Origin of the sequence: Pedobacter sp. ok626, from assembly GCF_900100435.1 — a bacterium.
Taxonomy (GTDB): domain Bacteria; phylum Bacteroidota; class Bacteroidia; order Sphingobacteriales; family Sphingobacteriaceae; genus Pedobacter.
Map to the genome: position 1 here is coordinate 187,073 of NZ_FNEX01000003.1, position 26,869 is coordinate 213,941.

General features: G+C 39.0%; 22 protein-coding genes and 1 tRNA gene. 12 read left to right on the plus strand and 11 right to left on the minus strand.

Translation table 11 applies throughout. The features are described from left to right. The 3 genes from BLS35_RS05160 to BLS35_RS05170 are packed head-to-tail and all read left to right on the plus strand — an operon-like array spanning position 1 to position 6,352. A complete protein-coding gene (locus tag BLS35_RS05160) occupies positions 1-3,996 on the plus strand; it encodes an FtsW/RodA/SpoVE family cell cycle protein (RefSeq protein WP_090778488.1) in 3,996 nt (1,331 codons plus the stop codon). 7 nt (positions 3,997-4,003) lie between these two features. Beyond that, entirely contained in the window at positions 4,004-4,798 is a 795-nt protein-coding gene (locus BLS35_RS05165) for an FHA domain-containing protein (RefSeq protein ID WP_090778490.1), read from the plus strand. Between the two features lie 9 nt (positions 4,799-4,807). Continuing rightward, positions 4,808-6,352: a serine/threonine protein kinase gene (locus BLS35_RS05170; RefSeq protein WP_090778492.1), complete on the plus strand. Its 1,545-nt coding sequence runs from the start codon at positions 4,808-4,810 to the stop codon at positions 6,350-6,352. Positions 6,353-6,440: 88 nt separating this feature from the next. Here the strand turns inward: BLS35_RS05170 and BLS35_RS05175 are convergent, their stop codons facing one another. Further along, positions 6,441-6,875, minus strand: coding sequence for an Hsp20/alpha crystallin family protein (locus BLS35_RS05175; RefSeq protein WP_090778494.1), 435 nt, complete (start codon positions 6,873-6,875; stop codon positions 6,441-6,443). A gap of 87 nt (positions 6,876-6,962) precedes the next feature. On the opposite strand from BLS35_RS05175, the gene BLS35_RS05180 reads away from it, so the two are divergent. After that, positions 6,963-7,445 (plus strand): acyl-CoA thioesterase, encoded by a 483-nt coding sequence (locus BLS35_RS05180; protein ID WP_090778496.1) that lies wholly within the window; start codon positions 6,963-6,965, stop codon positions 7,443-7,445. A gap of 2 nt (positions 7,446-7,447) precedes the next feature. Here the strand turns inward: BLS35_RS05180 and BLS35_RS05185 are convergent, their stop codons facing one another. After that, positions 7,448-7,819: a dihydroneopterin aldolase gene (locus tag BLS35_RS05185; protein ID WP_090778497.1), complete on the minus strand. Its 372-nt coding sequence runs from the start codon at positions 7,817-7,819 to the stop codon at positions 7,448-7,450. A gap of 98 nt (positions 7,820-7,917) precedes the next feature. Here BLS35_RS05185 and BLS35_RS05190 point away from each other — a divergent pair, with 98 nt between their 5' ends. Together BLS35_RS05190 and BLS35_RS05195 are read left to right on the plus strand one after the other, a co-directional pair. Continuing rightward, a complete protein-coding gene (locus tag BLS35_RS05190; protein WP_090778976.1) occupies positions 7,918-9,108 on the plus strand; it encodes an acyl-CoA dehydrogenase family protein in 1,191 nt (396 codons plus the stop codon). A gap of 5 nt (positions 9,109-9,113) precedes the next feature. Next, the gene (locus BLS35_RS05195) at positions 9,114-9,494 is read left to right on the plus strand and encodes an SRPBCC domain-containing protein (RefSeq protein ID WP_090778499.1); all 381 of its coding nucleotides are present in this window, start codon (positions 9,114-9,116) and stop codon (positions 9,492-9,494) included. A 65-nt stretch (positions 9,495-9,559) separates the two neighbouring features. Here the strand turns inward: BLS35_RS05195 and lysA are convergent, their stop codons facing one another. After that, the gene (gene lysA / locus BLS35_RS05200) at positions 9,560-10,714 is read right to left on the minus strand and encodes a diaminopimelate decarboxylase (protein ID WP_090778501.1); all 1,155 of its coding nucleotides are present in this window, start codon (positions 10,712-10,714) and stop codon (positions 9,560-9,562) included. 190 nt (positions 10,715-10,904) lie between these two features. Continuing rightward, positions 10,905-12,218: an aspartate kinase gene (locus BLS35_RS05205; RefSeq protein ID WP_090778503.1), complete on the minus strand. Its 1,314-nt coding sequence runs from the start codon at positions 12,216-12,218 to the stop codon at positions 10,905-10,907. 229 nt (positions 12,219-12,447) lie between these two features. Between BLS35_RS05205 and BLS35_RS05210 the strand changes: the two genes are divergently transcribed. Further along, positions 12,448-14,181 carry a phospho-sugar mutase gene (locus tag BLS35_RS05210; protein WP_090778504.1) on the plus strand — a complete coding sequence of 578 codons (1,734 nt, stop codon included), beginning with the start codon at positions 12,448-12,450 and terminating at the stop codon, positions 14,179-14,181. Between the two features lie 11 nt (positions 14,182-14,192). Here the strand turns inward: BLS35_RS05210 and BLS35_RS05215 are convergent, their stop codons facing one another. From BLS35_RS05215 to BLS35_RS05240, 6 genes are all read right to left on the minus strand, one after another. Next, entirely contained in the window at positions 14,193-14,633 is a 441-nt protein-coding gene (locus BLS35_RS05215) for a response regulator (protein WP_090778506.1), read from the minus strand. Between the two features lie 49 nt (positions 14,634-14,682). Beyond that, entirely contained in the window at positions 14,683-15,759 is a 1,077-nt protein-coding gene (locus BLS35_RS05220) for a sensor histidine kinase (protein ID WP_254778684.1), read from the minus strand. Positions 15,760-15,941: 182 nt separating this feature from the next. Further along, positions 15,942-17,189 (minus strand): glutamate-5-semialdehyde dehydrogenase, encoded by a 1,248-nt coding sequence (locus BLS35_RS05225; protein ID WP_090778509.1) that lies wholly within the window; start codon positions 17,187-17,189, stop codon positions 15,942-15,944. A 3-nt stretch (positions 17,190-17,192) separates the two neighbouring features. Next, positions 17,193-18,227 (minus strand): glutamate 5-kinase, encoded by a 1,035-nt coding sequence (gene proB / locus BLS35_RS05230; protein WP_090778511.1) that lies wholly within the window; start codon positions 18,225-18,227, stop codon positions 17,193-17,195. A 105-nt stretch (positions 18,228-18,332) separates the two neighbouring features. Next, positions 18,333-20,771 carry an AsmA family protein gene (locus BLS35_RS05235; RefSeq protein ID WP_090778512.1) on the minus strand — a complete coding sequence of 813 codons (2,439 nt, stop codon included), beginning with the start codon at positions 20,769-20,771 and terminating at the stop codon, positions 18,333-18,335. 92 nt (positions 20,772-20,863) lie between these two features. Further along, positions 20,864-22,372 (minus strand): malate:quinone oxidoreductase, encoded by a 1,509-nt coding sequence (locus BLS35_RS05240; RefSeq protein WP_090778514.1) that lies wholly within the window; start codon positions 22,370-22,372, stop codon positions 20,864-20,866. A 224-nt stretch (positions 22,373-22,596) separates the two neighbouring features. Here BLS35_RS05240 and BLS35_RS05245 point away from each other — a divergent pair, with 224 nt between their 5' ends. From BLS35_RS05245 to BLS35_RS05265, 5 genes are all read left to right on the plus strand, one after another. Next, positions 22,597-23,088: a GNAT family N-acetyltransferase gene (locus tag BLS35_RS05245; protein WP_175459571.1), complete on the plus strand. Its 492-nt coding sequence runs from the start codon at positions 22,597-22,599 to the stop codon at positions 23,086-23,088. Further along, on the plus strand, positions 23,085-23,549 hold the full coding sequence (locus tag BLS35_RS05250) for a MarR family winged helix-turn-helix transcriptional regulator (RefSeq protein ID WP_090778516.1): 465 nt from the start codon (positions 23,085-23,087) through the stop codon (positions 23,547-23,549). The genes BLS35_RS05245 and BLS35_RS05250 overlap by 4 nt, the downstream gene beginning before the upstream one ends. A 122-nt stretch (positions 23,550-23,671) precedes the next feature. After that, positions 23,672-24,166 (plus strand): SRPBCC family protein, encoded by a 495-nt coding sequence (locus tag BLS35_RS05255; RefSeq protein WP_090778518.1) that lies wholly within the window; start codon positions 23,672-23,674, stop codon positions 24,164-24,166. 334 nt (positions 24,167-24,500) lie between these two features. Further along, positions 24,501-24,573, plus strand: a tRNA-Thr gene (locus BLS35_RS05260). An 89-nt stretch (positions 24,574-24,662) separates the two neighbouring features. After that, positions 24,663-26,456, plus strand: a complete 1,794-nt coding sequence (locus BLS35_RS05265; protein WP_090778520.1) for an amidohydrolase — start codon at positions 24,663-24,665, stop codon at positions 26,454-26,456. On the opposite strand, the gene BLS35_RS05270 is transcribed toward BLS35_RS05265, so the two are convergent. Continuing rightward, entirely contained in the window at positions 26,420-26,860 is a 441-nt protein-coding gene (locus BLS35_RS05270) for a GNAT family N-acetyltransferase (protein WP_090778522.1), read from the minus strand. The two genes, BLS35_RS05265 and BLS35_RS05270, sit on opposite strands and share 37 nt — an antisense overlap. Positions 26,861-26,869 lie beyond the last annotated feature (9 nt).

The window sequence follows — 26,869 nt, forward strand, 5'->3', positions numbered from 1 at the left end:
ATGAACAAACAATCAATTACCATCCCCAATAGAAAGGTTGAGCGTATTTTCTTACTGCTCATTACCCTGGTATTGGGTGCTTTGTTTGTTACGCTATACTTTGCTCAGCAGCAAAACTTCGAGGATGTACATAAGCGACTGGCTGATGGTACAATGGTCAACATTAATGACGCTGAGCCCGGAAAACAAATTAAAAACCTGCTGAATAAGGGTTATTATTTTGAAGATAAAAGGGATATCGACCTGATTCAAGATGTGGTTACTGACGGTATTCCCTTGTATAAGGGCGAAATTGACAACATTGGCGAGCTAAATAAACGTAAGTTTTTTGTCCCTGCCGACATTGCCTTTGCCGAAGGTGGAAAGAACTTTAAAGAACGGGTGATTGCTTCGCGCCTATTGTTGGGTTTTACCGGAACAGATTCTTTAAAATATAAAGAGGAACAAAAGCGACCGCAACAACTACCTGCCCAAAAGGATTTTGCTAAAGGTAGCTACGGGATCAGCGGAAAGATTATTGATACTGCAGGAAAGGCCGTATCTGGCGTATTGGTAAGGTTGCAAATGATCTTACCACAAGACACCGCATATACCGAAGTAGAAGTGGTTAATGATTTTATTGCCTATCTACGAACTGATGTAAATGGCACTTTTAACTTCCAACATCTACCTGATAATAAAGCCTATGGCGTACTTCCCTTAAAGCCAGGCTTTCAGTTCGGAAGATCTCAAGGATTAGAAGAATTGGACAAAGATGCGACCTTAAACTTCCGACAATCGCCGCATAGCATCAAGCTATTTTCGACCAGAGACTTTAAAATTCTTAAGAAAGAAAAATCGCTGATTGTACGGACACCAGAGGTTTATAACCAATGGTATTGGATCATTGCTGTTTCTTTTTTTGCAGGCTTCTTTTTCCTGCATTTCTTAATGACTGCTAAATATCCACAAGCCGATCAATTGATTCTACCCATCATCATGCTGATGACGGGCATCTCCTTCCTTACCCTGTTAAGTCTGCAGGACCCCTTAAGGGATCGTTTCCTCGCCAGAGACAGCCTTATTTTTTATGGCTTAGGAATTTTGAGTATTTGCATCATGCTCGCTATTCCGATGCGCAAATTCAATGTAGATTCGCGCTGGTACAGGATGTTGCTGGTAAAAAATGTGTTTAGCAAGGCTAAAGGCTGGCAATGGGCAATAATGGCGCTATGCCTTCTAGGCTTGACCATTGTTTTCGGCTCCGGACCAGAAGGCAGCGGCGTGAAAGTAAACTTGTTTAGTGTGCAGCCCAGTGAGATCGTAAAATATTCAATTATCTTGTTTCTGGCTGGCTTTTTTGCCTCCAACGAACGCTTTATCACCGAATATAGTAGCTGGCGTAAGCGTTGGTTCTTTTTCTCCTTTGCTTTGATCGCAATGGTGATTGCCATATTGATGTATTTGCTACTAGGCGATTTGGGACCAGCTATGGTGGTTTGTTTTACTTTTATCATCCTGTTCTCGTTCTCAAGGGGCGATTTTATGATGATGCTTACTGCTATCATCATTTATGTATTTAGTGCCTGGTTCTTGAATGTTTGGATTGCCACGCTGGTAACTGCCTTATCGGTAGCGTTGATTATGGTGATCAATAAAAAGACCAGCGAATCGGCCATGATGATTGTGATGGTAATGGCTGCGTTTTTATTGATCGACCAGGTGCCTTATCTTGGTAAGCTAATTCCAGGTCCTGTAAACAGACTTACTGAACGTAAGTCAATTTGGCAAGATCCCTGGAACAATGAGGTTTATGGCGGAGATCAGGTGGCTAATGGTATCTGGGCAATGGCCAGTGGTGGTATGAGTGGTCAGGGTGTTGGTCAGGCTTTTGCGAAAACCATTCCCGAAGCACATACCGATATGATTTTACCAGCCATAGGTGAAGAGTTTGGTGGCGCCGGCATTATAGGCATATTTATATTGTTCCTGATATTTTTACATCGATCCATTCTGATTGGTCGACAAACGGGGATGCCTTTCCTATTCTATTTAAGTGCAGGTGTAGGCATCAGTTTGTTTATACAGTTTTTATTGATTGCTGGGGGCTCAACTGGTGCGTTACCACTATCTGGTGTTGCATTGCCATTTATCAGCTATGGCGGTTCATCATTAGTCGCCAATATGTTGGCAGCAGGATTTTTACTCGCGGTATCTATGGTTAAAGGCACAGAAGTGCAAATGGCCTATATCACCAAGCAACAAGATAAGAACCTTGTTCCGGCCTTACTTGCAGCCACTGTAGCTATAGTATTACTTGGTATAACTGTATCTAACTACATTGTTGACAATAAAAAATGGGTAGTTCAACCTGCATTGGTGGCCGACAAAAGTGGCGCCCGTATGTTTAGCTATAATCCACGTATTGCGATATTGATGAACAAGCTAGCCGCAGGTGACTTATACGACAGAAACGGGCGTATTTTGGCAACAAGCAAACCCGAACATATCAGAAAACAACAAAGAGTGCTTCATGCAGCAGGTGTTAGTTATGATCTGGATTCGGCCGAGCATAAGCGTGTTGACCGCTATTACCCTTTTGAAGAACAACTCTTCTTTTGGGTTGGGGACAACAATACGGGGGTATTTAATGGTAGCACCAATGGTTACTTTGCAGAATATGAGCATGCCGCAGAACTAAGGGGTTTTAAAACGCCAACAGTCTCCTTTAATACCCATGCGAATAAGTATCATGAAGACCGTTTCTTACCTAGAGGGGTAAAGGAAATGACGGTAAGCAAAAGGGATTATGGAGCTCTTGCACCACTTTTACTATCAGGCATTAATAGTACTGAAGTAGAGTTATTTAAAAAACGGAATAGAGATGTAAAACTGACCATTGATGCTAGCTTGCAAACCAGCATTCAAAATACCATGGCTCAGGATACAGCTATTCAAAAAAGTAGAGTATCGGTAGTGATTATGGAAGATGCAACTGGTGACGTATTGGCTTCGGCAGTGTACCCCCTTCCTCCTATTAAAAACTGGGATTTACTGAACATGCCCATCACCGAGCAAAATAAATTGGCTGGTTGGTATACTACTGCAGATTTAGGTTTTACTACAGCCACTCCTCCGGGATCAACGGCTAAAGTAGTGACGGCAATGGCAGCATTTAACAAATTAGGCCCTGATGCCGCTAAAAAGGTGTATACGGTAAGTATGGCTGAGCGTATCAGGACTAAAGGGATTGAACCTGATGAAACTGGTCGTATTAATCTAGAAAGCGCATTGGTAAAATCGAACAATGTCTATTTCATTAAAATTGCTAATGAGGAGCATCTTCAAAATGAAATGGCAACTTTATACTTGCAAACAGGTATGTTTTTAAGGGGAGTTGGTGGTTATTATTATGATAGAAATCCGAATAATGCTAAGCAGGAAGAGAAATGGAGAGCATTATGGGAGAAGACGGAATTTAATACCAAGCCTAAATATGATCCTGCGCGTATTCGTAGGACAAGAGCCAAAGGAATATCGGGAATGGCCTGGGGACAGGGCGAACTGATTGCCACTCCTGCTTCGATGGCCCGGTTAATATCTGGCGTAGCCAATAAAGGTAAAATGATTGCCAACCGATACGTACTAAAAATCAGCGATTCAGTTACAGCTGTTAATCCTGTTATAAAAATTGCCAATGATCCACAATATGCAGAGCTGATCTCTGGTTATATGCTTAAGCAAAGTGAAAACAAAACTTACACACTTGGCCTAAAGGTTGCTGGAAAGACAGGAACGCCGGAAAGAATCTGGAAAGATGAAAAGATCAACGATGGCTGGTATACCTTCTTTGCACCAAGAGCAAATGGAAAAGGTAATGTGGTTGTTTGTATCCGGATAGAATCGACACGCGGATCCAGTAAGGCAGTAAAGCTAGCGGGGCAGCACGTGATCCCTGCCCTATTGAAACTAGGGTATTTGAGTAAGGAAAAGAAAGAAGTAAATACTTTAAAGTAGATATTATATGTTTAATCTATTTAACAAACGTAATCCAGAGCCACTACAGGACGTAAAGGCCATTAGGGAGCAATTGCTAACGGCTATAAAACAGGAATTGCAAAAGCTTGAAGGTGGCGAAGGCAAACATATTAAGGGCTTAGCATTGCTGATTGCTTGTTTACCGGCAGAAAAATTTATGTATGAATCAGCTGTGTTTGCAGAAGATGAAGGTAGGTTTAAGAATGAAATCCAACGTATAGTGGATGATTTCGCTATTGATCTGCCACAAAACTGGACCATGCAAATCAACTTTGTGGAGGAGCTGCCTACTGATGCTATAAAGTTGACCGGCATCAATGCTTCTCTTTACATCAGAACTCCCGAGCACGTAGTGGTTACCAAATCAAAAACTGCATACATTCGTACTTTGAATGGCGAATCAGAGAAAATGCTTTATAAGATTGGTCCGGAAAACGGTAAAATCAATATCGGCAGAGAGCATAAGGTGCAGGTGAGCGATGGCTTTTTCCGCATCAATCACATTGCTTTTCCGGATGCGAGTGCAAATGAAGCTAATAAATTCATTAGCAGGCAGCATGCACATATTGAATGGGACAGCAATACTGGTTCTTTTCTTTTATTCGCAGATGAAGGTGGCATACCGCCAAGAAACAAGGTAAAGATCAGATCAGTGGGCGACCATAACCCTGTGAAATTGAATGTAGTAGAACTAGGTCATACCTTATTGGAAGGTGATCAGATTATTCTGGGTGAGCTTGCAGTTTTAGAATTTAGTTATAATGACGTTGATAATAATTAATATTGTATAATGAGTAAAGTTTTTACGATAACGGAAGGATTAGAAAATCTTGGCGCTTTAAGTACAGGTGGTCAGGGTTCTGTTTATAAGGGTAAACGTGTGGGTACCATCATCACAGCTGTGAAGATTATGCCTACCCCTATACATACAGAAAGTGAGGACGATAAGAACTTCATCAAATTTAAAAATGAGGTTGAGAAGCTGAAAAAGGTAAATGAGGTACCCAATCCAAATGTGGTAAAAATACTAGGTTCGGGGCTTACTGAGAGCGGCTCCTTCCCTTTTATAGAAATGGAATACATTGAAGGCCCCGACCTGGAAAAGCTTTTGATGCCGCCACACAGCCCTATCTTTACCATCCATGAGGTAATTAAGCTGGCCGAGCAATTGGCCAATGCACTTGCCCATTGTCACCGTGTAGGTATTAAACATGGTGATATAAAAAGTAACAATGTAAAGTTCAATACCGATACTGGCAATTATGTTTTGTTAGATTTTGGTTTGGCTGTTATGTCTGATGAGCAACGCAGAACAAGCTTACGACATGCTGGTGCTGTAGAGTTTATGGCTCCAGAACAGCATGATGGTGAAATGTTTTTCCAGACGGATATATACAGCTATGGCATTATCCTTTATGAATTGCTTGCTGGTACCGTTCCTTTCCCGCTAATCAATAAGAACGAGAGCTCACGTAATCAGGTTATGCTTTCGCACATGGAAACTGCAGTTCCTGATTTGATGGCTTTACGCAGAAACCGTTTACCAGAAAGCTGGGATGCGGAAAAGAAGAAAAAAGAAATGAACGTTCCGCAATGGTTGTTGCAGGTGATCAAGAAATGTTTGGAGAAGAGTCCTGAGAAGCGATATGCCAATGGTGCAGCCTTGCAAGATGCCATTATCCACCGTGGTGGAGACTTAGTAGCGCCTGCAGACGTGATTGCGGCTCCCACCCCTTTTTATCAGAAAGAAGGCAAATTTGCGGTAGCGCCTGTACCTGCTTCGGATAGTGTTAGCTTATCTAAACCGGTATTTGCCATCATGATCTTGTCCATCGTTATATTAGGTATGCTTTCTGCCTACGGATTATTTATGAAAAGCGATGGTGAGAAACATCAAGCCATGCTGGATACAGTAGCCCCTGCAAAAGTAGACACCAGCAGTATTGTGCAAGAGCATCATACCGATACCACTACACAGATTCAGCCTGTGGCTATTGATACAGCAGCACAAAAAGCGGAGATAGACAGTCTGAAAAAGGAATACGAAGCACAAATGGCCGCTGCTGCTAAGCAGGCGGAAGCAAAAGCTAAAGAGGCAGGAACTGTAATTGTGAGTGAAGGAAAGAAATATCAACTACCTAAAGGAGTAGTTGTTTTCTATGAAGCCGCGAATAGTACCTCCGCTAAAAATAGTGTATTGGGCTTATGGAACAATGCGAAGTTTAATGTAATTGAAGAAGATAACGGCTTTATTTACGTGACACATACCAATAAAGATGGTCAGGTTACTAAGGGCTGGTTAAATAAAAATGATCTTAAAGAAGTAAAGGAATAAATAGTACGGTCGTCGTGATGACGGATGTAGCAAAAAATAAGGGCAGTCTTTCGACATGCCCTTATCACCTTAAAAACAAACTAACCAATTATGAAACTTTTATTTCTTTAGCAGCTGATTGTGAATCATCTTTTTTACCGATGGTAATGTTTAAAATACCATTGATATACTCAGCTGTAATTTTATCTCCATCTACACTTTCTGGCAACACAAATGATCTTGCGAAAGAAAAGTATTCAAATTCTTTTCTTGTGTAGTCTTTTTTCTCTTCGGTTTCACTAACCTTTTTCTCTGCCCAAACTGATAACGTATCTTTTTTCAAGTTAATTTGAAAATCTTCTTTTGTTAATCCTGGTGCAGCTAATTCAATCTTGTAATCAACATCAGATTCTAAGATGTTGACTCCCGGCACTTTATTAACGGTCAAGTTTTTATTCAATGCTTCGCTAAACAATGAATCGAAAACATTGTTAAAATAAGGTGCGGTGTTTCTGGTTCTGTTATTAAATTTTACTAGTGTCATGTTTATTTCTCCTATCTTAAGCTTTTTATAAGTTTTTGTTTTTTATATATAAATCCTTATTCAACTCCTGTACCAACCCTATTTATTATGATTTTTAAGACATTTTGGCGTAAAAAAACTAAACATCAAGACAAAAAGGCAGAGCTAGCCGAAACTTTAGACAGTTTTAAGTATAAAACTGCATTGGAAACCCGTTTTGCAGATTTCGATATGATGGGCCATGTGAACAATGCGGTATACTTTACCTACATGGAAATAGCCAGAGCTAAATACTGGAACCATGCAATTCAGTGGGACTGGAAAAAAACCGGAGTTGTAATCGCTCAGGCTTCGTTAGACTATATTTTACCCGTTTTTATAGAAGATAAAATCAGCACGTATGTACGGACGTCCAGAATTGGAAACAGTAGTTTCGACCTGGAATATATACTCGTAAAACTGGTACACGGTAAAGAAGAAATCTGTAACCGAGGTAAAACAACCTGCGTAGCTTTCAATTATGCGACCAAAAGCTCATTCCCAATACCAAAAGACGAACGGGAAAGAATGATTTCTTTTGAACAGCTGTAGCCTTAAGCTTTATAACTCAACTGCACAAATGAGTGACCTACTTCCCCGGGCATAGGAGGATTTAACTTTCTTATGCCTACAGTAGCAGTTAGCACAAATGGATATGCATCAATGGTTCGATCGATTATGTTTTTGATTACTGTTTCGAGCATTTTTTGCGTATTGGCCATTTCTTCTAATATAATGGTATTCAACACCTCATAATTTACGGTATGCTCCAAATTCTCGGTATCGCCAAAAGGTGTAAATTCTACCACAGCATCAACCATGAAATAAATACCAGTCAACTGCTCTTCCGGATAGTAGCCATGTAAGGCAAAACATTTAACATCTTTAAGTGCGACAGTCTGAATATAATTACGATCTTGGGGCATATGGCAAATATTAATTTTAATAAGGTATTAACAGCCATACCTTGAAATTAGTACCTTTGAATATATGGCCGGTTACTAAACCAAATATAGAGGAAACAATGAACAAATCTGCGAAAAAAGATCTTTACGAAGCCCCTGATTACTATTTTATAGATGAGCTACTATCTGAAGAGCATAAACTCATTCGTTCAACAGCCAGAGATTGGGTAAAAAAAGAAGTAAGTCCGATTATTGAGGACTGTGCCCAAAGAGCTGAGTTTCCAAAACATATCATCAATGGATTGGGAGAAATTGGTGCCTTCGGTCCCACTATTCCTGTTGAATACGGTGGCGCTGGTTTAGATTATATGGCTTACGGTATATTGATGCAGGAAATTGAGCGTGGTGACTCTGGAATCAGGTCTACTGCTTCTGTACAAGGTTCGTTGGTGATGTACCCTATATTCGCTTATGGTACAGAAGAGCAACGTCGCAAATACTTACCAAAACTGGCCACAGGTGAACTGATGGGGTGTTTTGGCTTAACTGAGCCTGACCATGGCTCGAACCCAAGTGGAATGGTAACCAATATTAAAGATAAGGGTGATCACTATCTGTTGAATGGTGCAAAAATGTGGATCTCTAATGCTCCTTTTGCTGATATCGCAGTGGTATGGGCAAAAGATGAGTCGGGCAAAATAAGAGGAATGGTTGTAGAGCGTGGCATGGAAGGTTTTACCACACCTGAAACACATGGCAAATGGAGTTTAAGGGCTTCGGCTACTGGCGAGCTGGTGTTTGACAATGTGAAGGTTCCAAAAGAGAACGTCTTCCCAGACATTACTGGATTAAAGGGGCCATTAGGTTGCTTAAATCAGGCAAGGTATGGTATTGCCTGGGGGGCCTTGGGTGCGGCTATGGATTGCTACGATACGGCTTTACGCTATTCTAAAGAGCGTATACAATTTGGTAAGCCTATTGGCGGCTTTCAGTTACAGCAAAAAAAGCTGGCTGAGATGATCACTGAAATTACAAAAGCTCAGCTTTTAGTGTGGCGCTTAGGTGTGCTTAAAAGTGAAAATAGGGCTACACCAGAACAAATATCAATGGCTAAAAGAAACAGTGTTGAAATTGCTTTGGATGTTGCCAGAAACGCCAGACAAATGCTGGGTGGTATGGGTATAACAGGCGAATACTCAATCATGCGCCACATGATGAACTTAGAATCAGTAGTGACCTATGAAGGGACACATGATATACATTTACTAATAACCGGAATGGACGTAACCGGATTAAATGCGTTTAAATAAGATTAATGAAGAACTTTAAAAAATATTATCAGATCCCTGCTTGTCCTGAAGAAGTATATCTAGCGATGACCAAGGCACAAAGCATTAAGTTGTGGACTGGTGCTGAGGTTGAATTTACAGAAGAACCGGGAACGGAGTTTTCTTTTTGGGACGGCGATATTGTGGGCAAGAACCTGGAATTTGAATACGGAAAGAAAATAGTGCAACAATGGTATTTTGGTGAAGAAAGCGAACCTTCTATCGTAACCATCAAGTTGCATGAGGATAAAAGAGGAACATCATTGGAGTTTGCACAAACCAATATTCCTGACGAAGATTTCGAAGATTTTACTCAAGGTTTGGATGAGTATTACCTAGGTGGCTTACTTGATTTCTTTGAAGACTAAAATTTACCATATAAAAGAAGCGAGCATCTCTAATTGAAATGCTCGCTTTTTTTCATGTCTGGAGATTAAGCCTCTTCGCTATAAACCGATCTGATTTCATCACGCAGATTATATTTTGAAGCCATAACTTCTCCATAGGCACCTGCACTTCTAATGGCATAAAAATCGCCTCTAAAACTTTCAGGTTGTTCTACTTCTTTTCCAAAGCAGTCCGTACTTTCGCAAATCGGTCCTACAATATCATATTTTAAAGCAGTTACGTTACCCCTGGTTAGGTTTTCAATTTTATGGTACGCCTGGTATAAAGCTGGACGCATCAATTCAGTCATACCTGCATCTAAGATCACAAAGTTCTTTTTCTTTCCGTTCTTTACGTATAAAACCCTGCTGATCAATGAAGCGCATTGACCAACCAAAGCTCTTCCCAGTTCAAAATGAACTTCCTGCCCAGCTTTAATTTCCAAAAATTCAGAGAATATTTTGAAATAACTCTTAAAGTCAGGGATTTGATGATCTGGGTTATGATAGTCGATACCTAAACCACCGCCAACATTTAACACCTTAACGGTGAAGCCCCTTTCTTCGAACCACAACGCAAATTCGTTTACGCGTACACAAAGGTTTTTATAAACATCAAGATTAGTGATCTGAGAGCCTATATGAAAGTGTATACCAATAAATTCGATATTTGCTGAAGCTCTCAAGGTTTCCGCGCATTGTGGCAAATCCCAGGCATTCACACCAAACTTATTCTCATCTAAACCGGTAGTAATGTTATGATGTGTATGTGCATCAACATTTGGATTGATACGGATGGCCACTCTTGCTACTTTAGCTTTTTTTGCCGCCAGTTCATTGACCACTTCCAATTCCTGAACAGATTCCACATTAAAACAGAATATATCCTGATCTAAAGCATAATTAATCTCCTTGTCCGACTTGCCAACACCAGCAAAAACAATCTGGTTCTTACCAAAACCTAGTTCAATCGCTTTAGTTACTTCCCCACCACTTACACAGTCGGCACCAAAACCAACAGCCTTAATCTTTTGTAAAACGGTTTGATTGAAATTCGCCTTCATGGCATAGTGCACATGAAAATTGTATAACTTAGCGGTGTCTGCGCAGGCGTTTAAAGTATCCTGCAGCAAATTCAAATCGTAATAATAGAAAGGTGTCTCTAAATTTGCGAATTGTGATATATCTTTATTAGAAAACATAATGTTCAAATATCTTGTTATTTTTTTTTTAGTTGTACTCAGCTTGATTTACATCGGTAACAATTTAGATCTTCGCAACAATAAGATCAGTAAAAAAGAGTACGACAGAAGAATCAGGTTCTTTATCGTACTCATCTTTATTGCTATTGGTATCCTGGTATGGATAAAGAAAAGGTAATCCTATCTTTTCTTACTCAAACAACCTGTTGTGCAAACTTTTTAAAGCCTCTGTTTTATCGGTGGTATTGATCAGCAATGAAATGTTATAGTTACTTCCACCATAAGAGATCATTCTTAATGGGATGTGTTTAATCGCATCCAATACACGAGCAGCATAACCATGTTTCTCCGCACTAAAATCACCAACCACGCAAACAATCGACTGGTCAGTATCTATTTCCACAGACCCAAAGTCATGCAGCTCCTCAACGATCTTATCCAAATTCTCGGTAAAATCAATCGTTAATGAGATGGCTACTTCAGAAGTAGTAATCATGTCAATTGGCGTTTTATATCTTTCGAAGATTTCAAATACCTTTCTTAAAAATCCGTAAGCTAATAACATACGGCTCGACTGAATCTTAATAGCAGTAATCCCATCTTTTGCAGCGATAGATTTGATCTTTCCTTTTTCACTTTCTGTTGAGATCAATGTTCCAGCAGCGCCTGGCTCCATGGTATTGAGTAACCTAACCGGAATTTTGTATTTCTGTGCCGGGAAAACCGATTGCGGATGCAAGATCTTAGCACCGAAATAAGCCAACTCAGCGGCCTCATCAAATGAAAGGTGTGAAATTGGTTTGGTCCCTTTTACAATCCTGGGATCATTGTTGTGCATACCATCAATGTCTGTCCAGATCTGGACTTCTTCAGCTAAAATTGCAGCTCCGATTAAAGATGCTGTATAATCACTACCACCACGACGCAGGTTATCTACTTCGCCAAAGCTATTTCTACAGATAAAACCTTGGGTAATGAATAATTTATTGTCTTTATGCTGATCTAATATCGGTTGCAAATGTTTAGTTGCATAAGGTACATCTGGTTCGTTATCCTCATCAATTTTCATGAAATCTAATGCAGGAAGCAATACCGATGGTACGCCGATAGACTTTAAATAGATGTGATATAAGGTGGTAGACAACAATTCGCCTTGAGCCAATACTACTTTCTCTTCAACTGGTGTAAAGATATCATTAGCTAAAGAGCTTAAAAAGTTAAAGTGGTAATCTACAACTTCTTGTCCTTGCTCACGAAACTCCCCTTCAGTTAAAAGTTCTATTACAAACTCATTATATTTTTGGTGTAATGCGTTAATTAAGCTTAACGCAACCTGTTTATCTTCCTTTAAAAGTTTGGCTGAAATCTCTACTAAACTATTGGTAGTACCGGACACGGCCGACAATACGACAATTTGTTCTTCTGCTGGATTGATGATATCCAGCAATTTTTTCATGCGCTCAGGGCTTCCTACAGAAGTACCTCCAAACTTTAATACTTTCATAATTCGTTGTTGTTGTTAATAATTTTGAAACCTCAGGCAAAGCCTAACTGTCTCATTTTCGGTTTATTTAATTTTTAAAGGTTAAAAGCTGTATAAATAGCTATATTTATTTGCCTCAAGTATTTTAATTTTAGCCAAAATGGTCATATACTTGTAATTGGGCGTGAATTTAAGTAAAACACGCATAATAAAGGCAAAATAGACAAAATAAAATTTGGAACGACAACATATGCAGTTAGAACAAGCTACTTTAAGCACAATAAATGAATGGCTTAACGGTAATTACGATAAAAACACCAAAGAAGAGATAAAGAGCCTTTTAGACAAGGAAGCCTTTACTGATCTTACAGACTCTTTTTACAGAAGTTTGGAATTTGGAACTGGTGGTTTAAGAGGAATAATGGGCCCAGGATCAAACAGAATCAATAAATATACAATTGGTACTGCAACACAGGGCTTGTCTAATTACTTGAACAATAAATACCCAGGAGAAAAGATTAAAATAGCTATAGCGCACGACAGTCGTAACAATTCTGACTATTTCGCTAAGATCACAGCTGATGTATTTTCGGCAAATGGCATACATGTTTATTTCTTTTCGGCTTTAAGACCTACTCCAGAGTTGTCCTTCGCTATTCGTCATTTAGGCTGTAAGAGTGGAGTAATGCTTACCGCTTCCCACAATCCGAAAGAATACAATGGCTATAAAGCCTACGGTGCAGATGGTGGACAGTTTACTTCGCCAGACGACAGCATGGTAATGGATGAAGTGGCAAAAATCACAAGCATTGATGCTGTTAAATTTGACCGTGTGGATAGCAATGTTGAATTGATTGGCGAAGAAATCGATCAATTATACCTGGACAAAATAACTGCTCTATCTGTATCTCCGGATGCAATTGCACGTCAGAAAGACCTTAAAATTGTATACTCTCCTATTCACGGAACCGGAATTACGCTGGTGCCTAAAGCATTGGAGCAATTTGGCTTTACCAACTTAACAGTTGTTGAGGAACAAAGTAAACCAGATGGTAATTTCCCTACTGTGGTTTATCCTAATCCAGAAGAAAAAGACGCACTTAACCTTGCTTTGAAAAAAGCGCAGGAAATAGATGCAGATTTAGTATTGGCTACAGATCCTGATGCCGACCGCGTAGGTATAGCCGTAAAAAATAACGATGGCGAGTTTGTATTGTTAAACGGAAACCAAACCGGCAGCTTACTGATTAACTACCTGCTAACTGCATGGCAAGAAAAAGGTAAACTTACAGGTAACGAATACATTGTAAAAACCATTGTCACGTCTAATTTAATCGAAGCCATTGCTGAAGCTAAAAATGTGACTTACTACAACACATTGACTGGTTTTAAATGGATTGGCCAGGTGATGACTCAGCTAGAAGGCAAAAAGACCTTTATAGGTGGAGGTGAAGAAAGCTATGGCTACCTGATTGGTGATTTAGTAAGAGATAAAGATGCAGTAGTTTCTTGTGCTTTTATCGCGGAAATGACCGCTTTCTATAAAGATAAAGGTAGCAGTCTATACAACGCCTTATTGGACATGTACGTAGAGTACGGATTGTATAAAGAAGAACTGGTATCTATCACTAAAAAAGGTAAGACGGGCGCGGAAGATATTAAAGCCATGATGGAGAAGTTTAGAAATAACCCTCCAGCTACTTTAGGTGGTTCGAAAATTAAAACCCTGAAAGATTATGAACTTGGTGTGCAAACAGATATTAAATCTGGTGTAAAAACAGATTTGGAATTGCCTAAATCTGATGTATTGCAGTTTATAACCGAGGATGGCAGTATCGTTTCTGCAAGACCTTCTGGAACAGAACCTAAGATTAAGTTCTATTGCAGTGTAAATGCAGCATTAGAAAATAAAGCAGGCTTTAAAGAAGCTGATGCCAAACTTGGCGATAAAATTAAAGCAGTAATGAATGATCTTGAGGTTTAATTACCTCAGGATCATTCTTCATTTATAACTTCAAAATACTTATCAGCGATTTTTGCAAAAGCCTCCATGTTTAGGGGCTTATGCAGATAAGTAGCAATCTCCTCAACATTTGCAGCATGTTGCTCATCATCTGGGTTAAGAGAGGTTGTAAGCATCACCACCACAATCCTGGCTTTATGCTTTTCATCCAGTTTTTTGTATTCCGCAATAAAATCCCAACCGTTCATACCGGGCATATTGATGTCTAAAAATATGATACCTGCCTTTGGTGCATGTTCCATGTTTTCATACTTGCCGGAATAAGTTAAATAATCCAATGCTTCTTTTGCAGAAGAAATTTCTTTCACATCTACATTTATCTTAGTATTCTCCACAATTCTCCTATGGATGAAATTGGTAGAAACATCATCATCAACTAATAGTACACAATCAAGATCTTTATATCTTTTCATTAATATATATTTCTTTTATTCTTATCAATTATTTTGTCTTGCTTTTCTCTTACACCCTTAACGTGAAGCTGAAAGTGCTTCCTTCGTTTAAGACTGATTCAACTGAAATTCTGCCACCATGCAATTCTACAATCTTCTTACAATGAGACAGCCCAATACCATAACCTTCATAATCGGCTACATTGTGTAAGCGCTGAAACATAACGAACACCTTCTCCTTATAGCAGGCCTCGATACCGATTCCATTATCCTTAAATTCAAAATGCCAAAAGTTATCATGAGCAGCTACAGAGATGTCAATTTGCGGTGGTATTCCTGGCATTTTAAATTTTAAAGAGTTGCTCAATAGATTTTGAAAAAGCTGTCTCAACGCAGTTTCAAAACCATAAACAATAGGCAGATTTTTGTACGTAATTGTAGCACCAGCAGCATTTATACTACTAAACAAATCATTCTGTAAACTATCCATAAGCAGGTTGCAATCCACAAGTGTTTTAACCTGGTGCCCTCCTAGTCTTGCATAATCGAGTAAACCTTTGATCAGGTTGCGCATCCGCTCTGTAGAACGATCTATAAATTGGAGGTACAACCTTGCGTTATCATCAAAAACGTCTTTATACTCATCCTTAAACAGCTCTACGAAGTTTTTAACGGTCAGCAAAGGTTCCTGTAAATCATGAGAAGCAATATATACGAACTGCTCTAGTTCCTTGTTTTTGATTTCCAATTCACGGGCATACTCTTCTGTTGTCTTTTCCAACTGCCGCTTAGCAGTAAGGTCCCTGATGAATTTAGAATAACCCACCACCTCACTTTTGTCCCCATAAATTGCAGAAATAGTAACGAATGCCCAAAACAGCTCGCCGCCCTTTCTTACGCGCCATCCTTCGTGTTGCGCTCTACCTCTTAGTCGGGCTTCTTCAATAAGTAATTCAGGTAATTTGTTCCTTCGACTTTCCTCACTATAGAACACATTGATATTGTGCCCGATAATTTCATCGGCCGTGTATCCTTTAATCTTCTCCGCTTCTTTATTCCAATTCTCAACATTTCCATGCCTGTCTAAAAAGAGAATAGCATAATCGTCTATTACTTCAAGCATTCTAAGTAGGCTGTCTGATCTCAAGTACTTGTGTTTAATTTATTTGTGGTGGATCCACAACAAGTATTTTCAAAATTCAAGCCAAACAAAGGCAGCTGAAAGCAATTAAACTAAGGCATTTTCGTGTTACAACATCAAATTAACCGATGCATAAATTTCCCAAAGAGGGGAATTATATCGCATGCATGCAACTGAAAATTAGCAGATTAGCGAACCTGTCCTTCTCCCCTAACTACCCATTTCTCGGTAACCAGTTTCTCAAGTGCAAAAGGTCCACGGGCATGAAGCTTTTGCGTAGATATACCGATTTCAGCACCTAAACCAAAGACTTGTCCATCTGTAAACCTGGTCGAAGCATTTAAATAAACTACCGCTGCATCAACTTCATTTAAAAACCGCTCAGCCTTAATCAGGTCTTCTGTAACAATAGCTTCAGAATGTTTTGAAGAGAAATTAGCAATATGTGATAAAGCCTCATCCATATCATCCACCACCTTTACCGAACATTTGAAATCGAGGAACTCTCTTCCGAAATCCTCTTCAGTAGCTTTGTTTACCTGAGGATAATTCAATTGCTCCAGAATTGGAAAAGAACGCTCATCGGCAAATATTTCTACATTATACCCAGATAGCAAAGGCGCTACTAAATTTAGAAATGGTTCCACAACAGCTTTATCCACCACAATGGTATCTAATGCATTACATACCGATGGTCTGGATACTTTAGCGTTGACCACAATAGCAGCTGCCTCCGCCAGTTTTGCTGTATTTTCGACATAAGTATGGCAAACACCAGCTCCGGTTTCAATAACGGGAACCAGGGCATTTTTACGCACAAACTCAATCAACTGATTTGAGCCCCGCGGAATGATCACATCAATATATTTTTCGGCCTGTAAAATATCTAAGATATATTTTCTGTCGCCTGGAAGTTGCTGTACCACATTCTTATCCAAACCATGCGCAATTAAAACACGCTGAATTAAAGAAACGATAAATAAATTGGTATGATAAGCATCCTGTCCACCGCGCAATAAGCATACATTGCCAGACCTGATACACAAGGCTGCAACATCAATAGTTACATTAGGTCTCGACTCGTAAATCACACCTACAACACCAATTGGGACCGTTTTCTTTTGAATAAAAAGGCCATTCGCCAATGTATTTTCTGAAAGCACTTTATTTGTAGGATCGTCAAGGTTTGCAACATCAATAAGACTTGTGGCAAGATCCAGTATCCTGGCTTCGTTCAACAACAGGCGATCCCATTTGGGGTCTGATACAGGCATTTTCTCTAAATCTTTTAGATTTTGGGTAATAATTTCCGCAGACTGCGCTTTAATCAGCACAGACAAATCATTGAGCAGGGCTTGCTTTCCTTTATCGCTTAAAGAAGAAATAGAGTGTTGAGCCTTTTTCGCATTAATTAACTGTTGTTGAATCGATTCCATTATTTATAATATTACAATATCACTCGCGTTTGCGATTTCCAGATTACGTTGTTTTGAGTCCTTAGCGATTGCTTCTGACGAGGTTTTAGCACGTGCAACCGCGACGATATTATCCTGAGCATCTGTGATTTCAAAGATCTCTCCATCACTAAATCGCTCGATAACAGATAATACACCTACCGCAAGTAAACTTTTGCGGTTTCTAATGGCTTCACAGGCACCATCATCAACCATAATGCGGCCCGTAACTAAACTGCCGCTAGCCAGCCATTTATTTCTGGCCGAAATGCTGCAATCTTTAGGGATACAAACTGTGCCCGTTTTTTCCTGAACGGCTTTGGTGATACCATCCGGAGTGCGTACGCCAAATATGACAACCTTAATGCCCATAGTCGAAGCCAGGTGCGCAAAGGTTAATTTAGAGATCATTCCCCCTAAGCCTAAATCTGATTTGTTCTTATCAGCAAGTGAGAAAATATCGTTGTTTATACTTTCAATTTTATCTATCACCTTACCTTCTCTATCTAATACCCCCGGAACTGAAGTTCCCAATAGAATTAATGAAGCACCAAAACCTACTCCCAACAGCGTAGCCAGTTCATCATTATCCGAAAACTTTAATTCCAGACTACTGACTACATCATTTTCATTGGCAATGGGAATTACGTCATTTTTCCAAAGCTCTTCATAGGTTTCTTTCAATTGTAAAAATTGCTTCCTGTTAGAGAAATGCTGACGCTCACAAAGACTTTGAGCAATACATATCCCATAGGGTAGAAAATGTTTGGAATAAGTATTCAATAGTAGCGGATTGCCGATTGAAGCCGCTGCTTTACGCTCGGAAATCTTTCCTTTATAATTTTTGATGTATTTTTTTCCGGCGCCTACTGCGCCAGATGAAACAAGTATTAACCGGTAATCTTTTGCTACATCTGCTACCTGTCTGGCAACATCAGCAATTACCAATTCATCAAGCTCTCCTTTTTCAGTGGTTATAGAGGCTGTGCCTAATTTCAAAACAAGTATTGGCTTGTTCATTGTGGTTCGGGTTATAAATCTGTAATGAAAACCCGAAAATAGGCAATTATCCGCCTATCTGTGAAATAAACTGGAGGATAATTGATAGATTTTATAGAAAATACCTTACTTACTTTGTTCTCTGTTCCTGTTTAGTTTAATTTTGATCTTTCCATCTTCCCCATCAGTAGCCAATAAATGTAAAACAATCCCCTTCATACGTCTGGCTTTTTTCTCATCGGGATCGGTAATACCAGCATCTTTCTTTGGGTTTCGGAGCGGCACATCGAGTGCTATATTTGTGCCGGTAGACAGGGAATAAACCCCGGCAACATCCATATTTAGCAAACTGGAGTTAATCTGCATGGGGCTGATTGTGATCTTTTGTCCACGGATATCAAATTTACCATTCAGGTTATCAAATGTAATGTGATTTAGGTCCCTGAAAGGAAAAGCAAACTTACCCACATTGATGATGGGTTCAAAATCAAGGAGCGCCCCTTTCTTAAGGTCAAATACGAGGTTACCAACCATGGAACTGGTTACCAATTTACCCTGATCAGTAATGCCACCAGAAATGCTTGCTTTAGAAAAGAGATACCCCTTTAAATTCTTTGAAGTAAGACTCTTCATCCCAAAATTGTCAAAAGAATAAAAGAAGTGTTTAATGTCCACATTGCTTAAAACTGTGTTTACATTAAACCTGTTCAGGTTTCCTTTTTGGGTAATCTTTCCATTGAGTTTAAGCGTCCCGCCTGCATGTTTTAATCCCACATTTTGAATAGCAATACCAGATTCAGAAAGATGTAAATCTGCTATAGCATTGGTAGCCAAGAACTTGTTGTAATAGACTTTATCTACGCTTAAATGCATATTCACATTGCTCTTTTCGAATACCGTATTCAAATCTTCAGACAAGGTAGTTCGCTTTCCATGTTTACCTCTTGCTTTTATCGCTCGATTTCTACTTCCCAGGAACCCCAGGAATTCTGCAAGATGTATTTGTGGACTGCGAATCTGCCAGGTCAGCAATATCTTTTCAGGTGCGGTATAGTATAGGTTTAAGAAATTACGCACTACCCCATCCATTAAAACAACACTTTTGCCACTCTGCAAATGGATGTTCTTTATAAAAAGATCATTATTTGCAAAGTTTAGCTGAATAGCTGTGTTGCTAAAATTTAGCTTCCTAGGCACATAACTGATGTCGGCATCTTTTATCGCTATCGATCCTGAAACCAAAGGCTTTGTCAACTCAAAATCTACAACATCAGCAACATAAGATAGATTTACATCTGCGGTTCCTTTGCCAAACTTTAAAGTTTCCTGACCTACTACTTTGTTTAATTTTGCAATATCAAAGTGCGATTTAAAAATACCTGTGGCAATAGGTTTTTCGAGGTTATTGATAAATACGGTATCCATTAAAAAGGGTAGTTCTTCATAGCTACCTTTAAAGTGGTAGAGCTTTATGATCGAATTCGCATCGCCTAAGCCCTTTCCGTTTACATAGTTATTGTTGAATGTACCGTTAAAGCTGCAATCTTTAACCACTCCACCAGGAGTAGTCAATACATTATCCTTGACTAAAGTCTTAATATTTATCAGTGGGTCGCCCCCAGCCCCCATATTTCCCTTTAAGGTACATTGCACATAGATAGGTTTATCGAGATTAAACATATTAAGCTTCGTTGTTATGTTTTGAGCAAGGAGCCCTGCAGCGCTTTTCCATAGGATGTTAGGAGCTTCAATATCTATAGTAAAATCAGTGCCTTCTTTTGAAGTATCAAATCTGCCCCCGATGATAAATAAATCATCTCCAATGTTCAACTTATTAGGTGCTACATCAAAAACACGAGTACCATCATCATACTTGACCTCAAATGTCCCATCCAAGAGCTTATCCTTAACAAAACTCCCCTTTGCTGTATTAAAGGCTAAGCTTTTCGCTAGCGTTTTCATTTTGATATTTGCTTCCCAGCCTCCGAGTAATGGATATTCTATTTTCCCTCTCAGTTCATCCACTACAAAATGAAAAAGTTTATGTCCTTTTTTATTGTCGACCACAAAATTTACATTGTTCAAAATGATGTGTCCGATCTGAGTAGGAACTGATCCTTTTTTAGCAGCTTGATCTTTTTGCGATGTCTTTTTCAAAGCTACGGTGTTACTATAGCCATTGCTATCTGTAAATAAGTAGATCGTAGAATTGTTAATGCCTATTTTTTCAATGTCGACATGACCGCCTAAGAGTCCAATTACATTCACGGAAACATCGAAATCTTTAGCCTCCAGCAAACTGTGCTTATGATTTTCCCAGAGACTATCCTTCAGAATTACATTTTTAAGGCTCAAGGACACCCCCGGAAAGCCCTTAAGAAAGGTAGGATTCATACTACCGATTGTCATTGTACCACTGATGTTTTTATTGAGCTGCTCAGTAATTGTAGCCAACAGTTTTTTTTGATTGGCACTTACATAAATTGCCAACCCAACGTAAATAAGTAAGATTAGTGCGACAAGAGCTGCCAGAACTTTGAGTGTAATTTTAGACCAACGGGGCATACGGCTTTATTTAAGATTTAGCATTTCTCTTAAATATACAATAAAAAAGGCCATCTTGTTTTGCAAGATGGCCTTTCCGTATAAGATGAGGACTAGTTTAACCCGTAGTCTAATCCTAGTGCATGTGTTGTTTGAGCTCTGATGTTATCGGTTAATTGCGAATTACCATCTAATGATTCACCATAAGAAGGAATCATCTGTTTAAGTTTTTGCTGCCATTCAGGTGTATTGATTTGATCTGCAAAGCAACGTTCCATTAATGAAATCATAATTGAAACTGCTGTTGAAGCACCCGGAGAAGCACCTAGCAACGCTGCGATAGAACCATCTGCCGCAGTTACTACTTCGGTACCAAACTCAAGAATACCACCATGTTTTTCATCCTTTTTAATTACCTGTACACGCTGACCGGCTGTTTCCAATTCCCAATCTTCCATTTTTGCACCTGGGAAATATTCTCTCAAGGCAGCCATACGATCTTCAGGAGATTGACGAACCTGATTGATCAGATACTTGGTTAACGGTAAATTATCTAATCCAGCAGAGATCATCGGACGAATATTGTTCGCTTTAATAGACAAAGGAAGATCCAGCAATGAACCGTGTTTTAAAAAGCGGGTAGAAAAACCTGCATATGGTCCAAAAAGCAAAGCTTTCTTTCCGTCGATCATTCTCGTATCCAAGTGTGGTACAGACATCGGTGGCGCACCTACCGAAGCTTTACCATATACTTTTGCATTGTGTTGCTCAATAATTTCAGGGTTTACACACTTAAGCCATTGTCCGCTTACAGGGAAACCACCAAAACCATTACCTTCTGGTATGCCTGCTTTTTCAAGCAATGGCAATGAACCACCACCAGCACCAATAAATACAAATTTTGCTTTTACTACTCTTTTCTGCCCGGTAGTTTCATCCTTAACCTTCACATCCCATAAGCCATTTTTCTGCTTCAGTTTTTTCACATCGTGATGAAAATGAAGCTTTACGTCAGGTCTGGTCTGAAGTTTATTAAACATCATCCTGGTTAGGGCGCCAAAATTAACATCGGTTCCCAATTCCATTCTTGTGGCAGCAACTTTATCAGACGAATTACGCTCTTGCATTACCAAAGGCATCCATTCTTTAAGTAGCTCTGTATCTTCAGAATAAATCATTCCTTTAAACAAGTCACTTTGCTGTAGTTTTTCAAAACGCTTTTGTAAGAAATCAACGTTTTTTTCGCCCCATACAAAACTTACATGTGGGATGCTTTTTATAAATGTTTCAGGTTTATCTACCAGTTTACTTTTCACAAGGAAAGACCAAAACTGTTTAGATACCTCAAATGATTCTGCTATTGAAACGGCCTTTTTAGTATCGACAGACCCATCAGGCAATTGTGGCGTATAGTTCAATTCACAAAAGGCCGAATGTCCTGTACCTGCATTGTTCCAGGCATCTGAGCTCTCAGCTGCAGCAACATCTAATCTTTCAAAAATTTCGATAGTGATATCCGGCTGAAGTTCCTTGAGTAACATACCTAAAGTAGCACTCATTATACCTGCCCCAATCAGCACAACATCCACAGTTTTATCCGGATTACTATTTTTTCGAGTCATTTATTTGAAATTTCCCGCAAAAGTACAACACAAAATTATATTTCGCACGAAATCTCGAAATATAATCTACATTTTTTACATTTTTATTGAAAACAACTAGCTAGTTTTGAAATAAGTACTTCTTTTCTGCCGATTTTATTACAAAAATATGATTAAAAAATATTTGGACTAAATATTTAATATATGTAGCTAACTACGTATACTTGTACATAACCAGATATATTATGAGCATCAACATCACTATAGAACCATTAAATAATGCGTACTGTGAACAGATTATCAATCTGATTTTACCGATACAGCAAATTGAATTCAATGTCCCCGTAACTTTAGCCGATCAGCCTGACCTTTTGGATATTGAAACAAATTATCTTCAGGATGGCGGCAGCTTCCTGGGTGCAAAGCATGGAGATGAACTGGTAGGCACTATCGCACTGATCAATACAGGCCATAAAGCCTGTGCGTTACGAAAAATGTTTGTTAAAAAGGAGTTCAGGGGAAAGGAACATGGCATTGCGCAACTGTTGTTAGATAACCTGATTGAGTTCTGCTCGGCAAATAACATTACCGATATTTATCTGGGAACTGTAACTATGCTTAAAGCAGCTCATCGTTTTTATGAAAAGAATGGCTTTACTAAAATCAGCGCGGATGCGCTCCCGCCCTATTTTCCGAGAATGAAGGCCGATGATGTATTTTATCATTTCCACATATGAATGTTATAAATGAGTCGGGTATTTTAGGTATATCCACACGACTTCAACGCCTTAGCGAACAATTGAGAAAAGATGGCTTCCAGATATACAAAACAAATGGTATCGACTTTGAACCCAAATGGTTTCCAGTGATCTACACCCTTCATTTCAAACCCGTGTTAAGTGTTGTAGAACTGGCTACCGAAATTGGCTACACCCATCCATCCACCATTAGCTTGTTAAAAGAACTTGAAAAGGAAAAGCTTATCCGTTCAAAAAAAGACAAACAGGACGAACGTAAACGCCTAATATTACTTACGGAAAAAGGGAAAAAGCTACTGCAACAAATGCAGCCAGTATGGCAAACTATGGTCGTTGCTTTAACGGAATTAACGAATACTAGCAACAACATCATGAAGGCTATCGAAGAAGTAGAGGCGCAATTGAATCACAAAAGCTTTATGGATAGGGCTAAAAAATAAAGATCCACATTTGTCGCATATACCCCCAGCCTTTGCCGCTTACACAAACCCCACCTTCATAGGGTTTATTTATATTTGAGTTACAATAAATATGAAACTCTTAAATAACAAAATATATACTGATGAAAGATTTTGACTGGACATCATTTACAATTAGAATATTGGTAGAGGCGAAAATGCCAACACTTTACGACGCATGGACAAGACCCTCAGAAATTGAGAGATGGTTTCTAAAGGAAGCCATTTTTCACGACACCAATAGCAAAAAAGTAGAAAGGGATAGTCAAATACAACCAGGATTTACTTACGACTGGCTTTGGCATATTTATGAAGAAAAAGAACATGGCCATATCAATCAGGCCAACGGAAAAGACTTTATTCAATTTACATTCGCTGGTGCTTGCCTCGTTGAAATTACATTAACGCAACAGGAAGAGTATGTCTTAGTAGAGCTGACACAAAAAGATATCCCTACTGATGATTATAATAAACAGTATACCAGATTAGGTTGCCATAATGGTTGGTCTTTTTACCTTATCAATTTAAAATCTGTATATGAAGGGGGGCTTGATTTGAGAAACAAAGACACCAGGTTTAAACCAATGCTAAACAATTAAATATTTGATCCTAGCTGCCAAGTTTAAGACTTTTGAATATATCCGAAATAAAGTAAGCCAACAAAAACACATCTGCACAAAATACCAGAACTGTAGCCATTCTTCAAACTGTACAGAAGAACGTGTAACTATTTTCAACTCTTTCCATGTGTATTTTTGAACAAGCCAACCTTTTAATCGTTCTTCTAATTATTTTTAAAAAAAAAAATAAACGCCAAAATATTAATAGCTAGAAAATTACGGGTTGACACTCCTACTTTCCTAAAAAACTTATGGAAAATAATTTGCAGGGCAACAATAAAGTCATACATTTGCAATCTCAAAAATATTAAAAGCCTCCTTAGCTCAGCTGGTAGAGCAACTGACTTGTAATCAGTAGGTCATTGGTTCGATTCCGATAGGAGGCTCTTTAATTTTCTTCCCCCCAAGAACTCCGCTTGATCCAAACAATTGACGGCCTACGTTGTTCTTATCCAAATACTCTAAAAGCGACTCCATGAAAACAGGCTACTTGCTCCCGCTCATCGTTGCCATTCTCCTTTTTAGCTGTCAAAACAAAACAAAAAAAGATAAAGCCGATGCCATATATTTTGGTGGAACTATCATAACCATGGAAGATGCAAATCCCACTGTAGAAGCCGTTGTTGTAAAAGACGGAAAAATCATATTTACCGGAAAAAAAACTGAAGCCGACCAATATCTGGGTGATTCAACAAAAACATACGACCTTAAAGGCAAAACGCTTTTACCTGGCTTTATTGATGCACATGGCCACATCACTTCCCGCGCGGGAATGATTCAGGCTATCGACTTGTCACCAAGCCCTTATGGTACAGTAAATTCTATTCCGGATTTACAAAACACAGTAAAAAAATACATCAAAGACCATAAAATTCCAGCAGGCCTTCCCCTTATTGGCAATGGTTATGATGATGCCATTATGATAAAGCATAGACATCCAACCCGGCAGGAACTGGATGCCATCAGCGAAACCAACCCAATCATTACTATACATGCATCTGGTCATGCCGCCGTTGCGAATTCAGCTATGCTTAAATTTGTTGGCATTGAAGAAAATGCTAACGACCCTGCAGGTGGACATTATGGCCGGGATCAAAAAACAGGGAAATTAAATGGAAAATTAGAAGAGAACGCCTGTTTTACAGCATTGCTAACGCTGACAAAAAAAATGAGCAAAGATCAGGGTGCTAAAATAGCTAAGATGGAAGATACTTATGTTTTAGATGGAGACACCAATCTTACTCAATCCATGAAAAACCTGATGATTGCCCAGGACGAATGGTTAAGCTATGGTCAAACTACAATTTGCGACGGTAGAACAATGGGTGAAAGTGTTTCCCTTTTAAAAGAAGCGGCAGCCAAAAAACTGCTAAAAGCAGATCTTGTTTATTTTCCTGATTTTGAATATTTCAAGAAAGACTTTGACAAATTCAAACCGGAATACATGAAGTATAATAACCGCTTAAAACTTGGTGGCTTTAAGTTCTCCGACGATGGATCCCCCCAAGGTAAAACTGCCTGGTTAACTATACCTTACCTGATTCCACCTGCAGGCCAGAGACCAGATTACAAAGGATTCCCGATATTTACAGATTCAGTTTTGTATAATGACTTAAAAATACTTTTTTCAAACGGCATAACCGCTCAGCTACATGTCAATGGCGATGCAGCGATAGATCAGGCGATCAGGGTAATTAAAAAATTAAAAGATGAAGGCATCTATAAGCCTGAACTGCGAGCAGCATTAATTCACGTTCAAAATAGTCGCCCAGACCATATTCAAAAAATCAAAGACATCGGAGTGATTCCTTCCTATTTTTCAACGCAGGTCTATTTATGGGGAGATTGGCATTATTCTAGCGTTTTTGGTCCTGAAAGAGCAGCTTTTATCAGCCCCGCAAATTCTGCACTAAAAGCTGGTATAATTTTCACAATGCATCATGATTCACCAGTTACCCCTCCGGATCTGCTTACATCTGTATACGCTGCCGTAAATAGAAAAACTCGTTCAGGAAGGATACTTGGTCCCAACGAACGAATTAAGCCGATAGAAGCGCTTAAAGCGATTACCATTAACGCAGCTTATCAATACCACGAAGAAGACACTAAAGGATCACTAAAAGTTGGCAAGTTTGCCGATATGGTAATTCTCGATCAAGATCCATTAACCATAAATCCTGAAAAAATAAGAGAGATTAAGGTATTAGAAACCATAAAGGAAGGGAAATCCCTTTATAAAAGGGGTTTAAATAAAACAACAAGCGGTTGAGCATGCATATAATCAATACCTTCATAGAATTTCATTGATGGCATAAACTTGTGGGTCATTAACGTGATTGTACCTATCCCATTTTCAAGTGCATATTGCTCTGCATATTTCATCAAAGTTCTGCCATATCCTTTCTTTTGCGAATATGGCGCAATAAATAACTCATCAATATAAAGTTGTCCGCCTGTCCACCAAGTCTTCGTATGCGCAAACATTGCACCTGCAAAAACATCATCATCGTATAAAAGAAAGCCTTTAAATTGAGGCGAAGAATAGTATTCCTTCAAATACATCAAAGCATCTTTAAGTTCCCAATGATAATTCCATGGCGCTTCATTATAGGTCTGAACAAATATTTCTGCGCAATTTTCAATATCTTTTTCTGTTATCGGCTGGATGGTCATAACCTCAAT